The following is a 13,334-nucleotide window of genomic DNA, read 5'->3' as shown; positions in this document are numbered from 1 at the left end:
CTGCCAACCCTCACGCCTTCATCGGCAGCGCGACCGTCACCACCGTCGGCCCACCGGCCGGACTCTCGATCTCGATCGTCCCGTCCACCGTGCCGACCCGATCCGCCAGCCCCGCCAAACCACCCCCGGGCCGCATCCGCGCACCGCCGCGACCATCGTCCGTGACGCGCAGCATCAGGTGGCGACCGTCAGCCTCGACCGTCACGGTCGCGCACGTGGCACGTGCGTGCTTCGCCGCGTTGGTGAGCAGTTCGGCCGCGCAGAAGTACGCCATGGTCTCGATCGCCGCGGCCGGTCGCGGATCCGGGACGCGCACGGTCAGCACGGTCGGAATGGGACCGTTGGCGGTCAACGTCCGCAACGCGGTCTCCAACCCCTGGTCCAACGTCGGCGGATGGATGCCGCGCACCAGATCGCGCAGTTCCGCTATCGCCGTCTTCGCCGTGACCTGCGCCTGGTCGACCAGGCCGCGGCTGTGCTCCAACCGCGCGTCCCCGGCCGCCTCGCCGGCCGCCTCCCCGTCCAGGCTGTCCTTCAGCATCACCAGCTGCATCCCCAGCGCGACCAGCCGCGCCTGCGCCCCGTCGTGCAGGTCGCGCTCGATCCGCCGCAACGTCGCCGCCGAATCGTCGACCGCGTAGCTGCGCGACCGCTCCAGCTGCTGCACCCGCGCCGCCATCCGCCCCGAACCGAGGACCACGCGGTAGAACCGCAGGTCCAGCGCCACCAACTTGCGCGCCGTCCAGGCCGCCAGCGCGACCGTCAGCAGCCCGGCGATCGTGAGCAGGAACGAGCGCTGGAGCGTGTCGAACCAGAACCCGAAGATGTGGATCCCCCGCCGGACGGTGCCGTCCGGCTCGCGCGTGTAGAGGTCGTCCCAGTTCCGCATCAGCGGCCAGAACACCCACAACAGCCCGTAGAACCACAGCCCGACGCCGACGATCAGGTTCAGCAGCGCGATCGGCAGCCGCACGGACAGGAACGCGGCCTCGGTCCAGCCGCCGCCGTCCCCGCCGAGCATGAAGCGGCGCCAGGCCAGGGCCCCGCGCTCGGTGCGCTCGGCCGGCGGCTCCAGCCGCTCCCCGAACAGCCGCAGCACCAGCCCCCGGTACAGCACCCCGAACCCGCGCGCCGCCGCCACCGCGAGCGCCAGCACCCAGGGCCCGATCGGCGTGACCGTCAGCACGACGCCGAGCAGCATCAACGCGCTGACGCCGACGAACGCCACGGCCCACAGCACGGAGCTGGCCACCAGGTAGAGCGCCGCCGCGACGAAGCCGATGTGCGGGGCTTCGGGGGCGGCGGCGTCCTCGGCGGACTGCGGTGGCGGTGGCGGTGGCAGTGGCAGTGGCTTGGCGGGCATGACCACCATCATGATCGACGGCCGGCCCCGAACCCAGGGGGCAGGCACGTAGGTCGCACAGTTCGGTTAACCGCCCCCTCGCGGTCAACCGCAGCTAGACGTGCAGGCTGCCGGTCAGGATCTCCTTCCCCCAGCCGCCGCCGGTCACGTACGCGTCGGCGACGGGAATCTGCCACACGCCGCACCCGTGCGCGTGACGCAGGCGCCCCGTGCCGCCCGTCACCACTCCCACGCCGGGCAGGGACGCCCCGGTCAAGGTGCACGGCGGCCGGCACAGCGGCGAGCACTGGAACGAGGCGATGGAGCAGGGCGCGGCGGTCGCCAAGACCATCGCCGGGACCCTGACGCCGTACCCGCGCCTGCCCTGGTCGTGGTCCGACCAGCACGGCGTGACCATCCAGATCTGCGGCCGGCCGGAGCTCGGCACCGAGTACGAGGTGCACGGCGACCCCGCGGCGTGCGACGCCTCGGTGGTGTTCCGGCGACGGGACAAGGTGGTCGCGGTCGTGGCGATGAACCGGCCGGCGGAGTTCCGGGCGCTGCGACAGCTGGCTTTGCACGGTGATCGCCCGGACCCTTGACGCAGCTCGTGAGCGGGGCGAGAGTAGCGCCCATGGCCGCTGATCATGACCGCCTGGTCGTCGCCGGCACCCGACGGTACGGCCGCCTGCCGAACCGTCCGGCCGTCGTCGACCCGCTCGCCGAGTACCAGGGCCTGGCCCGGGCGCACCGCCGTCTGCGGTTGAAGGAGTGGGTCGGCTTCACTCTGCTGCACCCTGAGATCTACTCCTCGCTGATCCTCCAGGACGCGCACTACCTGGCAAGCTCCGAGATCTACGTCTACGACCGGGACTCTGCGCGCCTGCACCAGCACGCCGCGAACGCCCTCGGCGGCTCGCTGAACCTGCCGCACAACCTGATGGACAACAGCTGCGCGATCGCCCAGCGCGGGTACCGCATCGCCTACGACTTCTCCGAGCAGACCGGCCGGCACCGCATCAAGGTCGACATAGCCGCGTCCGGCCAGGCCCCGGCGATCGTCGCCGACCTCACGCTGGACGCGACCGCGTCGAGCGCCCCGCTGTCGGTGAGCTCGCACCTGCCCGGCGGGAAGATGTACACACACAAAGCCCTGTACCCGGTGTCGGGCACGCTCCGCTTCGGCGACACGACGGTCACCTTCTTTCCCGAGCGGGATCTCGCGATCCTCGACGAACACCGCTCGCTGCTCCCCTACCGCACGCGCTGGGTCTGGGGCACGTTCGCGCTCCCGACGGCCGACGGACCGGTCGGCGCGAACTTCGTGAACCGGCGGGAGATCATCGGCCAGCCGGAGGAGTCGTGTCTGTGGACGCCGGACTCCTGCGAGGCGCTGTCCAACGTCAGCTTCACCAAGCAGGCCGGCGATTCGACCGCGCCGTGGCGGATCGCGTCGGCCGACGGCCGTCTGGACGTCGTCTTCACCCCCGAGGGACGCAAGACGGTGAAGCACCAGCTCGGCGTCCTGGCGATCGACTACTTCCAGATGTTCGGCAGCTACACCGGCACCCTGCGCACTGGCTGCGGCGCCAGTGGTGGCAACGGGACCGACGACAGCACGATCGTCGAAGTGAAGGACGTGCACGGCGTCTGCGAAAGCATGGACGCACGCATGTGAGTCGCTACTATGGATCGCGCGTGACCTACGCCGAACCTCCTGCGGCCGTCCCCAGCACGGCCTGACCACCGGAGGCAAAGGGACCCACCGTCTCAGGTCGCTGTCGAGGTGCCGCCGTTCCGGGCGGATCGCTGGGGGATCGTCGTTCGGGGCGTGGAAGGCCGAGATGACAGCGAACAAGAGGTTCAAGAAGCGGGTGCGTTCCCGTGCCGCCAAAACCGGCGAGTCCTACACCGCTGCCCTCCGGCACTTCCGGACAGCTTCAGGAGGAGCTGAGGTGTCGCAACAGCAAACAGAAGCGACGGCACGCGGCGGGAAGCGCGTTTCGGTGGCGGTGGCACAGACCACCCTCGCCGACGACCCCCGCGACGTCGCGGCGCTGCGGGCCGCCGGCGCGCAAGTACGGGAACTGATGCGGGAGGCGGCCGGGGCCGGCGCGCGGCTCCTACTCTTCCCCGAGGGCGCGATGTGCGCGCCGAACAAGCGGGTGATGTCGTCGCTCCCGGACGAGGTCGGCCCCTCGGACTGGTCCCGCTTCGAGTGGGACGTGCTGCGCGAGGAGCTGACGGCCGTCGCGAAGCTGGCCGGCGAGCTGCGGCTGTGGACGGTGCTCGGCTCCGTGCACCGGCTGACGCCGCCGAACCGGCCGCACAACAGCCTGTACGTCATCTCCGACCGCGGCACGGTCGAGGGCCGCTACGACGAGCGCCTGCTGTCGAAGACCAAGGTGACGTACATGTACGCGCCCGGCGCGGCGACGGTGACCTTCGACGTGGACGGCGTCCGCTTCGGCTGCCTGCTCGGGATGGAGGTGCACTACCCGGAGCTCTTCGCGGCATACGAACAGCAGGGCGTGGACTGCGTCCTGTTCGCCACGACCGGCGCCGGCATCGACGACTGGGAGAAGGCCTTCGCGACCGAAGCCCAGGGCCTCGCGGCGGCGAACGGCATGTGGGTCGCCTTCGCGGCCGCGGCATCGCAGGGCACGATCACCCCCTCGGGCCTGATCGGCCCGGACGGCACCTGGTCGGCACGCTGCGCCCCCTCCACCGCCGCCGCGCTCGTCGTCGGAGGGATCGACGACGGCGCGACGGAAGTAGAGATCGCGGTGCGCTACGCACGACCGTGGCGCCGGGAGGCGCGGAGCGGACTGTACGAAGCGCACCGGGTGGTCGCGGATCCGCGCAGCGAGGCACGGAGTCGCTTCTAAAACCTAGGGAAGTCAGACCCTAGGGAACGTTCGGCCGAGCAGGCGTGCTCTCCTGCGCAGGCATGCTGTTCGACGTCGGCAGCGGATACGGGATCCCGACATCCAACGTCCCCGTCAGCGCGTTCAGCACCGCCTGCTCGGCCACAGACGTGTCGCCGATGTCCACCACCGGCAGCGTCGGGAAGCTGGTGTTCGGCGGCGCGGTCAGGTTCAGGGCGCCGGTGAAGTCGCCGGTCACGCCGCGCCGCCAGGCCGTCAGGTTCGGCACCTCGACGCCGAAGCGGGACTCGATGAACCGCAGCACCGAGGTGTGGTCCAGCGTGCCCGAGTACTTGTAGCCGCCGGCGCTGAACGGCGAGATCACCAGCGCCGGGGTGCGGAAGCCCAGGCCGATCGGGCCGTCCACGCCGCCGGCCGCCGAGGGCAGCGAGGCCAGCCACTCCCCGGGCGTACCGGGCGGCGCGGTCGGCGGGGCGACGTGGTCAAAGAAGCCGCCGTTCTCGTCGTAGACCACGAACACGACCGTGCGCGCCCACACCTCCGGGTTCGACACCAGTGCGGCCAGCACCTCCTGCACGAAGTACTCGCCGTAGTACGGCGGCGCGGCCGGGTGCTCGCACAGCGCGACCGGCGGGATGATCCACGACACCGCCGGCAGATGGCCGGAGGCGATGTCGGCCTTGAAGTCGTCGGGGTAGTTCGGCGTCAGCCCCCGCCCGATCAGCTCCAGGCCGGTGATGGAGAAGGGGTTGTCGTAGTTCTTGAAGTACGGCAGCGGGCTCAGCGCCAGCAACCCGATCGGGTCGTTGTAGACCTTCCAGCTGACCCCGGCCTCCAGCAGCCGCTCGGGCATGGTCTCCCAGCTCAGCTTGCCGGTCTCGCCGATCCGGTTGCTGAAGGTCTGCACCACCGGGCCGCCGTGCGTGCCCTCGGGGTCGATCGAGGCGGACATCAGCATCAGCCGATTGGGGTCGGTCGGGCCGAGCACCGAGCAGTGGTAGGCGTCGCAGATCGTGAAGGCGTCGGCGAGCGCGTGGTAGAAAGCAAGATCCGAGCGCGTGTAATAGCCCATGGTCACCGGGCCGTTGCTGGCGCCGTCGGCGGCCAGGTGCGCGGTGACGAAGGAGTCCATGGCGCCGTTGTTCCAGCTCTGGTGCTGTGTGGCCCAGCTGTGCGAGACGTCGTTCGTGGTCTGCCCGTTCTCCAACGGCGGGTTGCTCACCAGCCGGAACGGCTGCAGGTACCCGCTCGCGGACGCGCCGATGCCGGGCGCGAAACCGAACTGGTTGAACACCGGGTACTGCGTACCGCCGACGGTCTGCGTCGGCACCGCCGGGTCGGAGAACCCGCGCACCCCGGACAGCGTCCCGAAGTACTGGTCGAAGGACCGGTTCTCCTGCATCAGGACCACGACGTGCTCCACGTCGCTCAGACTCGCCGCGCCGCTCGCCGACGCCGCCAGCGCAGTGTCCAGGATCTTCTTCTGCGCGTCGCTGGGCTCCCCGCTGGGCCCACCGCTCTGCGCCCCGACGCCGGCCAGCGCGGCCGCACCGAGCGCCCCCGCCGATCCGGCGATCAGTTCCCGGCGGCTGACGTCGTGGTGTTCCGGACGTGCGGGTTCCGGACGTGCGGACTGGTCGCTCATGGGTTCCTCCGGTGAAGACGGTTCCGATGGCTGCGCTACGCGTCAGTAACCTAACCGTCCGAGGCGTATTGACAAGCCCTGCGACCGGTCAGTGCGGCGACGATCCGGTGAAGGGAAATCGCCGCGGACGAACTTAGTTCGCATCAAGGTAGAGTGGCGCGCATGGCCCCAGATCCCCGACCGCGCCGGACGCCGATCACTCTCGATCGGATCACGGACGCCGCGCTGCAGGTCGTGGCCACGGAGGGCTACGACGCGCTGACCATCCGGCGCGTGACGAACGTGCTGGGTACCGGCCCCTCCTCGCTGTACGCACACATCACCACCAAGGCCGACATCGACGACCTGATCATCGGCCGGCTGTGCTCGCAGATCGTGCTGCCGGAACCGGACCCGGCGCGCTGGCAGGACCAGCTGCGAGACGTGTACGCGCAGATGCGGGACCTGTATCTGAAGTACCCGGGGGTCTCAAAGGCCGCGCTGGCGATGGTCCCGGCGAACCTGGAGATCCTGCGCGTCGGCGAGGGCATCTTCGCGATCCTGCTCGCCGGAGGCATCGAGCCCCAGACCGCCGCGTGGGCTATGGACGGCATGACGCTCTACGTCGCCGGCTACGCGCTGGAGGTCTCGCTGGTCCAGCAGCGGCAGAAGGACCAGGACGCGACGTGGGTACTGAGCCAGGACGAAATGGTCGGCCGGCTCACCGCACTGCCCGAGGAGACGTTCCCGCAGACCAGGCGTTACGCGACCGAGCTGACGTCCGGCCACGGACACCAGCGCTTCGACTTCACGCTGTCGCTGCTGATCGAGAACCTCACGCGCACTGGGAGCTGAAGGCGAACCTCACTCCGGGCGGCTGAAGCTGCCGGGATGCAGGACACTCATCCAGATGTGAGTGAGCACGTCCACCAAGGCGTCCTCGTCGGCGAACGGCTCGACTCCGATCGCCGCCAGGTAGTACAGCCGCTCGCCGAGCCAGGTGAGCGCCGCAGCCAGGTCACCGGTGTCGACTTCGCTATTCCCACCGCTCACATCACCACCGACCGCCGCCTCGCCGACAGGCGCCTGATCAACGGCGATCCGTTCAGCGGTCGCGGTGGTGAAGCTCCCCATCATGCCCAGCCAGAGCTCGCCGAGCTCCGGATCGCTGCGCCAGTTCTCGACCATCGCCCTCAGGACCGGCGCCTCGGCGCGCCACAGCTTCGCGCCCTCGCTGATGCCGTGCCGGATGGTCTCGCGCGGGTCGTCGGAACTCGCCATCCACGGTTCGGCGGCCTCGTGACCACGGGAGACGGCGCGCCGCGTGAGCTCAGCCAGCACCTGATGCTTGCCCGCGAAGTAGAAGTAGAAGCTCCCGCGGGCCACGCCGGCGGCGGCCAGGATGTCGGCCACGCTCAGCTCGTCGAAGCGACGCTGGTCGAGCAGACAGCGCGTCGCCGCGAGGATCGCCTCGCGGACTTCGCCGTCGTCACGGCCGGTCCGGCGCGGTGCTCCAGCTCCCTGTGCCATGGCGGTCATGGTAGCGACCGTCATGGACACGTCGTATAGACAAGTCGTCTAGACAGACTGTCTAGTCGCTGCGTATCGTAGGGCCATGCGATACACGACCTTCGGGAACACCGGCTTGCGCGTTTCAGAAGCCTTCCTCGGCACCATGGGGTTCGGCGAGGACTGGGGCTGGGGTGTCTCCGTCGAGGACTGCCGGAAGATCTTCACCGCCTACGCCGAGGCCGGTGGGAATGTCATAGACACCGCGAACCGCTACACCGAGGGCTCCAGCGAGCGGATCGTCGGGGAACTGCTCGGCGACGACCGCGAGCGCTTTGTCCTGGCCACCAAGTACACGCTGTCGATGGACGGCACCGACCCCAACGCCGCGGGCAACCACCGCAAGAACCTGCGCCGCTCCGTCGAGGACAGCCTGCGGCGGCTCGACACGGACTACATAGACCTGCTCTGGGTGCACATCTGGGACGCGCACACTCCGATTGAGGAGACGATGCGCGCCCTGGACGACCTGATCCGCTCGGGCAAGGTCCTCTACATAGGTCTGTCCGACGCCCCGGCCTGGGTCGCATCACGGGCCCAGACCATGGCCGAACTCCGCGGCTGGACACCGTTCGCCGGCCTGCAACTCAACTACAGCCTGCTGGAGCGCGGCATCGAACGCGAACTGCTGCCCATGGCCGACGCCCTGCACATGTCGGTCGCCGCCTGGGCGCCCCTGGCGCGCGGCGTCCTCACCGGCAAGTTCACCCGCGACGGCGCCACCGAAGGCTCCCGCACCTCACGCGACATGCTGTCCGAGCGCGATCTGCACGTCGCAACAGTGCTGGACACCGTCGCCGACGAACTCGGGATCTCCTCCTCCCAGGCCGCGGTGGCCTGGACCCGCGCACACCACCGCTGGATCCACCCCATCATCGGCGCCCGCACCATCGATCAGCTGAACGACAGCGTGGCCGCACTGGAAGTGGAGCTCCCGGCCGACGCGGTGCGGCGCTTGGAAGAGGCCGCATCATTCGAGCTCGGATTCCCCCAGGACTTCATCGCCATGACCGGCGAGTTCGTCTACGGCGAAGCCGGTAACCGGTTCGAGGCGCGGCGGTAGCACTTCTGCTTCATGGGTGGGTGTCACAAGAGGGGCTGGAAGATCGTTGAGATCCTCCAGCCCACCTGCCTCTGCGCGGACCGCACCAAGCGCCCGCTCAGAACCCGAGCTTCTTCAAGCAGCAGATCATCGGCTTCACCTGGCTCGAGTACTCACCGACGTTCGGCCAGTACCCCGCCGCCACGCCGGCGACGCCGGTCGCCGCGGCGGTGAGTTCGAGGCAGGTCGCGCCGTCCGACGGCGGCTTGCTGCGGCCGAGGCCGGCGAGGAGGAGGGCGCCGGGGTTCGCGGCCTTGACCTGGTTCGCCACCTGCGTCGTGATCGCCGAATAGGTGGTGGCGTCCAGTTCGAGTTGCTGCCCCTGATACTCGAAGATGTCTCCGGGCGCGAGATACTGCGCCGCGCCGGCCAGGCGGTGACGGACGAAGGCGTTGTAGTCCATACCCCCGTCGACGGACGTGATCGGGTACTGCGGACGCCTCCCCGGGTACGCCGGGTTCGGGGAGTTGTTGCACAGGTCGTTGCCGGGAGACAGCACGACCTTCAGATTGTGGCTGTGCGCCGTCGCGCAGAACTCCTGCGCGTAGCTGATCTGCGTGTGGCGGTTCAGCACCCACGAGCCTTGCTCGATGTCCGGCGTGTTGATCCACGACTCGGCGTCGTACTGCACGGCCGCCACCCACGCGGGCAGCCCGGCGGCGATGGCGTCCACGAGCCCCGTCGATCCGTTCTGGTAGCTCGCGAACTTGAGGACGGCGACGCCGCTGTAGCCGGCCGGAACCGGTGACGCGATGGTGTTGTCGCCGTTGTACGTGGTGCTGAACCACGTACTCCCGGTGCCGAACGCGCTCTGGCAGACCTTCGGACTGCCGCCGAGGACCGGGTTGGAGAGATTGTCGAACGCTTCGCGGGCCAGCAGCCAGGTCAGCGCGGTGCTCTGCGCTCCACGAGCCGCAGGGGCAGCAGCGGCGCCGGCGGTGTTCGTACTGAGAGCCGAGGCGGTGACGACGATCCCGGCCGCCGCGCCGGTGTCGCGGATGAACTGTCTGCGAGTGACAGAGCTGCGGGCAGGGGACTTACGGTCGACTGACATGAGTGTGCCTTCCAGTTCGTCGGGTTAGGAAGAGGATTTCGGCGTTGCGGATAAGCCAGATGCCGCATCAGAAGGAGCGAAGATCTCCGCCAGCCGCGCCATCCGGCCGTCGCTCAAAGCGGCGACCGCGACGTCCGGCTGCGGCGCGTTGCACTTCGGGCAGTCGCTGCCCTTGCCCGGGACGTTCATCCAGAACCCCGTCACCTGGCCCGCCGCGCCGAGCATGGCGGCCACCAGCATGTCGGGCGTGATCGCCGACCCGTGCGGATTGGTCGACAGGCCGGCGAGCACCGTCACCTTCGGGTTGACCGCCCGGATCTGAGCGGAGACCCGGGCGACGAAGCTCCGGTACGCGGCAGCGTCGCGTTCCAGACTCTGAGCCTGGATGTCGACGACGTCGGCGGACTGCGCGGCGTCAGCCCCGATCCGCCGATCCACAAAGGCCGTCGCCGGATCCGCCGCCTTCCCTCCGTCGGCGTTCACCAGATCCATCGCCGGCGTCGCGATGAAGATCAGCCCATGCGCGTGCGCGAGCTGGGCCGCACGCTGGTAGAACGTCGCAGGATCGCGCTGCTCGTCAGTCGGCGTCTGCGCCCAGTGTTCCGCGTCGTAGATGACCGCGCGGATGTCCGGACGCAGCGTGCCCCGAATAAGAGTGTCTTCGAGAGTTGCGAAGCTCTTGAACGACATCGTCGGCACGACAGCCAGAGCCGTCGCCGGACGTTCGGTACCTGTGAGGATCTCGAAGATCTGAGCCCCGGACAGCTGCGCGCGCACATGGGAATCCGCGATCAGCGCGTTCAGGGCCACCTTGGTCAGAATCCAACTGAGCGGGCCACTGCCCGCCGGCTTCACTGCCGGCGCCTGCGCCTGGGACTCATGACGTGCGTGCGTACCCGGACCCGTGCCAGTGGAGCAAGCAGCAACCTGACCCACCAGCACCGACACCACAAACGCCGCGACAACCAGCCGGAACCCCCGAGCCCACCTCATTCGGTCGCCCCTTCCCACCGAGCGCGCAGCCGCCACGGCGGCTTGACCGGCCGCATCCCGAAGGACAGGAACGCCTCGATCATGAAGAACCGCTTGAGGAACGAGAACGGAATCCACAGCACCAGCCACGGCAGCAGCCGCAGGCGCCGGTAGTACGCCATGACAAGCAGCCGCGGAACGAAGGAACTGATCTGGCTCGCCAACAGCAACACGGCGAATCGCAGCAGGTTGTGACGCACAGCCGGTTCGAGGATCGACAGCTCCAGCGTCAGCAGCAGCATCGCCGTGCCGAACGGCTTGAGCAGCCCCTTGCCGGCCCCGAGCGGCATCTTGAACCAGTTCCGGGGACCGGGCGCGCCGCACCCGAACGGGGTGTACGCGGCGAAACTCATGATCCCGCCCTTGCACCACCGGAACCGCTGCACCCGCAACTGGCGGACCGTCGTCGGCACGTCCTCGTAGGAGATCACCCGCGGATCGATCGCCGCCCGGTAGCCGAGGCGGGCCATCGAGCAGGTGAAGAAGACGTCCTCCCCCAGCGTCCCGTGGACGAAGCCCCCGATGGCCAGGGCCGGCAGCCGACGGAACGCGCAGAACGTGCCCGGCACGCACGGCACCGCGTCGACCTCCGCCAGCATCACCCGCGCGAATCCGAAGCTGAAGATCATCTCCAGCGCCCGCATCCGGTCGATCCAGGTGGTGTAAGGCTCCTTCGGCAGCACGAACGCCCCGACCAGCCCGATGTCCGGATGCTCCAAGAAGTGCGGCACCGAGTACACGAAGGCGTTCGCGTCCAGCGCGCAGTCCGCGTCCACCCGATAGACGTAGTCGGCGGTGCACTCGGCGAGCGCCATATTGAGCGCCGCCGACTTCCCGGCGTGCCTTCCCTGGAGCACTTCCCCCGTCGCGTGGGTGAACTCCGCGATGACGCCTTCAGCCAGCGCGCGGGTGTCGTCGGTGGACCCGTCGTCGCACAGGATCACCCGGACGCGACCGCCGTACGCCGCAGCCGCCCGGTCGATCGAGCGCAAAGTCCGCTCGATGACCACGGCCTCGTTGTAGGCCGGGATGATGACCTCCAGCGGTGGCCGCCGTCCGTCGGGCCGCGGCGCCCCGGGACCTGCGAACCGGACCAGGCCGAGCAACACGTAGATGCTGTCCATGACGCCGGAACGCAACGCCCGGACCACCAGGAACGCGACGAGCAGGTTGGCGCCGGCCTGCGCGATCAGCACGACGGCCAGGCTGCCCATCAGGGACAGCGACGCGACGAGGCACAGGAGCAGCACCAGCGTCTCCCGCCGCCGCCCCGGCTTGCTGGCCGGCAGCTGGGTCACCCGGGGGAACTGGAAACTCGTGAAGGCGAAGCGGAACACGACGAAGAACGCGACCGACTCCTGCAACACGAGGTCGATCAGCGGCAGCGGCCCCACCGACGCGTGCAGGGCGTGGGCGACGAGCGCAAGGACGGTGGTCGTCACGACCGACACCGCCAGGAACAGCACTCCGTGCCCGGCGATCATCAGCCGCCGGCCGGGCGTGGCCGGCAGGACCAGGGCCGTGATCACCATGAATTCGAGCACTGTCGTCGGGACGAGCGGCACCAGCTTCGCCGCGTAGTAGGTGGCGAACGCGGGATCGTGGACCACCGAGTCCAGCAGCCGGGCCACGAGGGCCCGGTACAGCTGGACGAAGGGTGACGTGCGGAACGCCACGATGACCACGTTCGCCGCCACGACCAGCGTGAGGAAGACGGTGACCCGGGGCAGCGAGGGACGCTGGAACGGCGGGAGTCTGACCACGCTGCCCGCGCCCCGGTCGGAGTCGTCGAACCGCCGCCCGAGCGGCTGCAGGACCACGACCAACAGCACCGCGATGTCCAGGATCAGCAGCACGAGGCCCGGTGAGCGCGTCATGAGAGCAGGCCGACGTTCACGGTCATGCCGCACAGGACGCCGGGCGGGGTGGTGGCCATGGAGATGACGACGTCGTAGTAGACACCGGTGGACACCTTCGCGGGATCGAGCAGGATCTCCTGCACCGTCCCCTTCGCCGTCGCGCCGGCCGCCGCCACGGCCAGCGTCACCGGCTGCCCGGTGTGGATCCGGCCCATGCTCGATTCGGGGACCTGCGCGGTCACCGACATCGGTGCCGAATACAGGGTGATGAGCGGGTTGTAGCCGCTCGGCTGGGTGGCGCGGCCGTCGCCGCCGGCCGTCGGTTGCCCGGCGAACAGCTGGAACCCTTGCTGCTGGCCGGTCGTCGTCCCGGATTGCCCGGGCGGGCCCGCGTATTGGTGGACTCCGTCAGAGCGCACCTGGTCGCCGACGGCGCCCGCGGTGTCGGCGACGGTGCCGTCCGCGGGGGCGACGATCGAGGCGTTCTTCAGAATCTGTTCGTCCTTGGCGACCTGGGCCTGGGACGCGGCGAGCTGCGACTTGGCCTGCGCGATGGTCACCGCGACCGGGACGGATCCCGGACTCGACTGGCCCAGAACCGTCTGTTGCAGGGTTTGGGCCTGCGACAGCTGATCGGCGTCGCGTTGCTGCTCGTCGAGTGCGGCGGACTGGACCGATGTGAGTTGGGCCTGTGCTTCTGACAGTGCCGCGCTGTCTTTGGCCACCTCTGCTTGCAGCGTCTGGCAGAGCGTTGCGTTGGTGGTCGGTGCCGCGGGCGGGTCCGACGGACTCAATCGGGGAGTCGGTGTCGGTCTGGGGGTCGGCGTCGGCGGAGACGTCGGCGACCATGCGTCCGGGGCAGTT

At 69.4% G+C, this 13,334-nt stretch carries 13 protein-coding genes; 5 read left to right on the top strand and 8 right to left on the bottom strand.

Translation table 11 applies throughout. From position 1 onward, the window contains the following. Nucleotides 1–10: 10 nt before the first annotated feature. Nucleotides 11–1,363: a sensor histidine kinase gene (locus GWK61_RS29000; protein WP_194913734.1), complete on the bottom strand. Its 1,353-nt coding sequence runs from the start codon at nt 1,361–1,363 to the stop codon at nt 11–13. Nucleotides 1,364–1,457: 94 nt separating this feature from the next. Further along, nucleotides 1,458–1,586 (bottom strand): hypothetical protein, encoded by a 129-nt coding sequence (locus GWK61_RS58750; protein WP_267254385.1) that lies wholly within the window; start codon nt 1,584–1,586, stop codon nt 1,458–1,460. Here GWK61_RS58750 and GWK61_RS28995 point away from each other — a divergent pair. From GWK61_RS28995 to GWK61_RS28985, 3 genes are all read left to right on the top strand, one after another. Then, the gene (locus GWK61_RS28995; RefSeq protein ID WP_194913733.1) at nt 1,573–1,944 is read left to right on the top strand and encodes an oxidoreductase C-terminal domain-containing protein; all 372 of its coding nucleotides are present in this window, start codon (nt 1,573–1,575) and stop codon (nt 1,942–1,944) included. The genes GWK61_RS58750 and GWK61_RS28995 overlap by 14 nt on opposite strands. Before the next feature lie 32 nt (nt 1,945–1,976). Next, nucleotides 1,977–3,020 carry a DUF2804 domain-containing protein gene (locus tag GWK61_RS28990; protein ID WP_194913732.1) on the top strand — a complete coding sequence of 348 codons (1,044 nt, stop codon included), beginning with the start codon at nt 1,977–1,979 and terminating at the stop codon, nt 3,018–3,020. 166 nt (nt 3,021–3,186) lie between these two features. Continuing rightward, nucleotides 3,187–4,230 (top strand): carbon-nitrogen hydrolase family protein, encoded by a 1,044-nt coding sequence (locus tag GWK61_RS28985; protein WP_194913731.1) that lies wholly within the window; start codon nt 3,187–3,189, stop codon nt 4,228–4,230. A gap of 19 nt (nt 4,231–4,249) precedes the next feature. Here the strand turns inward: GWK61_RS28985 and GWK61_RS28980 are convergent, their stop codons facing one another. After that, on the bottom strand, nt 4,250–5,875 hold the full coding sequence (locus tag GWK61_RS28980) for a phospholipase C (protein WP_194913730.1): 1,626 nt from the start codon (nt 5,873–5,875) through the stop codon (nt 4,250–4,252). A gap of 162 nt (nt 5,876–6,037) precedes the next feature. Between GWK61_RS28980 and GWK61_RS28975 the strand changes: the two genes are divergently transcribed. Further along, on the top strand, nt 6,038–6,709 hold the full coding sequence (locus tag GWK61_RS28975; RefSeq protein WP_194913729.1) for a TetR/AcrR family transcriptional regulator: 672 nt from the start codon (nt 6,038–6,040) through the stop codon (nt 6,707–6,709). A 9-nt stretch (nt 6,710–6,718) separates the two neighbouring features. On the opposite strand, the gene GWK61_RS28970 is transcribed toward GWK61_RS28975, so the two are convergent. Then, nucleotides 6,719–7,384 carry a TetR/AcrR family transcriptional regulator gene (locus GWK61_RS28970; protein ID WP_194913728.1) on the bottom strand — a complete coding sequence of 222 codons (666 nt, stop codon included), beginning with the start codon at nt 7,382–7,384 and terminating at the stop codon, nt 6,719–6,721. A gap of 85 nt (nt 7,385–7,469) precedes the next feature. Between GWK61_RS28970 and GWK61_RS28965 the strand changes: the two genes are divergently transcribed. Continuing rightward, entirely contained in the window at nt 7,470–8,486 is a 1,017-nt protein-coding gene (locus GWK61_RS28965) for an aldo/keto reductase (RefSeq protein WP_194913727.1), read from the top strand. 97 nt (nt 8,487–8,583) lie between these two features. Here GWK61_RS28965 and GWK61_RS28960 read toward each other — a convergent pair whose 3' ends face one another. From GWK61_RS28960 to GWK61_RS59860, 4 genes are read right to left on the bottom strand one after another with little or no spacing between them, the layout of a single operon-like run. Beyond that, entirely contained in the window at nt 8,584–9,579 is a 996-nt protein-coding gene (locus GWK61_RS28960) for a hypothetical protein (RefSeq protein WP_194913726.1), read from the bottom strand. A gap of 24 nt (nt 9,580–9,603) precedes the next feature. Further along, nucleotides 9,604–10,527: a hypothetical protein gene (locus GWK61_RS28955; protein ID WP_194913725.1), complete on the bottom strand. Its 924-nt coding sequence runs from the start codon at nt 10,525–10,527 to the stop codon at nt 9,604–9,606. A 41-nt stretch (nt 10,528–10,568) separates the two neighbouring features. After that, a complete protein-coding gene (locus tag GWK61_RS28950; protein ID WP_194913723.1) occupies nt 10,569–12,488 on the bottom strand; it encodes a glycosyltransferase family 2 protein in 1,920 nt (639 codons plus the stop codon). Then, nucleotides 12,485–13,195 (bottom strand): efflux RND transporter periplasmic adaptor subunit, encoded by a 711-nt coding sequence (locus GWK61_RS59860; RefSeq protein WP_194913722.1) that lies wholly within the window; start codon nt 13,193–13,195, stop codon nt 12,485–12,487. The genes GWK61_RS28950 and GWK61_RS59860 overlap by 4 nt, the downstream gene beginning before the upstream one ends. Between the last annotated feature and the right edge of the window lie 139 nt (nt 13,196–13,334).

The organism is Catenulispora rubra, assembly GCF_015356825.1.
Taxonomy (GTDB): domain Bacteria; phylum Actinomycetota; class Actinomycetes; order Streptomycetales; family Catenulisporaceae; genus Catenulispora; species Catenulispora rubra.
The sequence above is the reverse complement of the archived record's forward strand: the minus strand, read 5'-3'. Positions and strand labels throughout refer to the sequence as shown.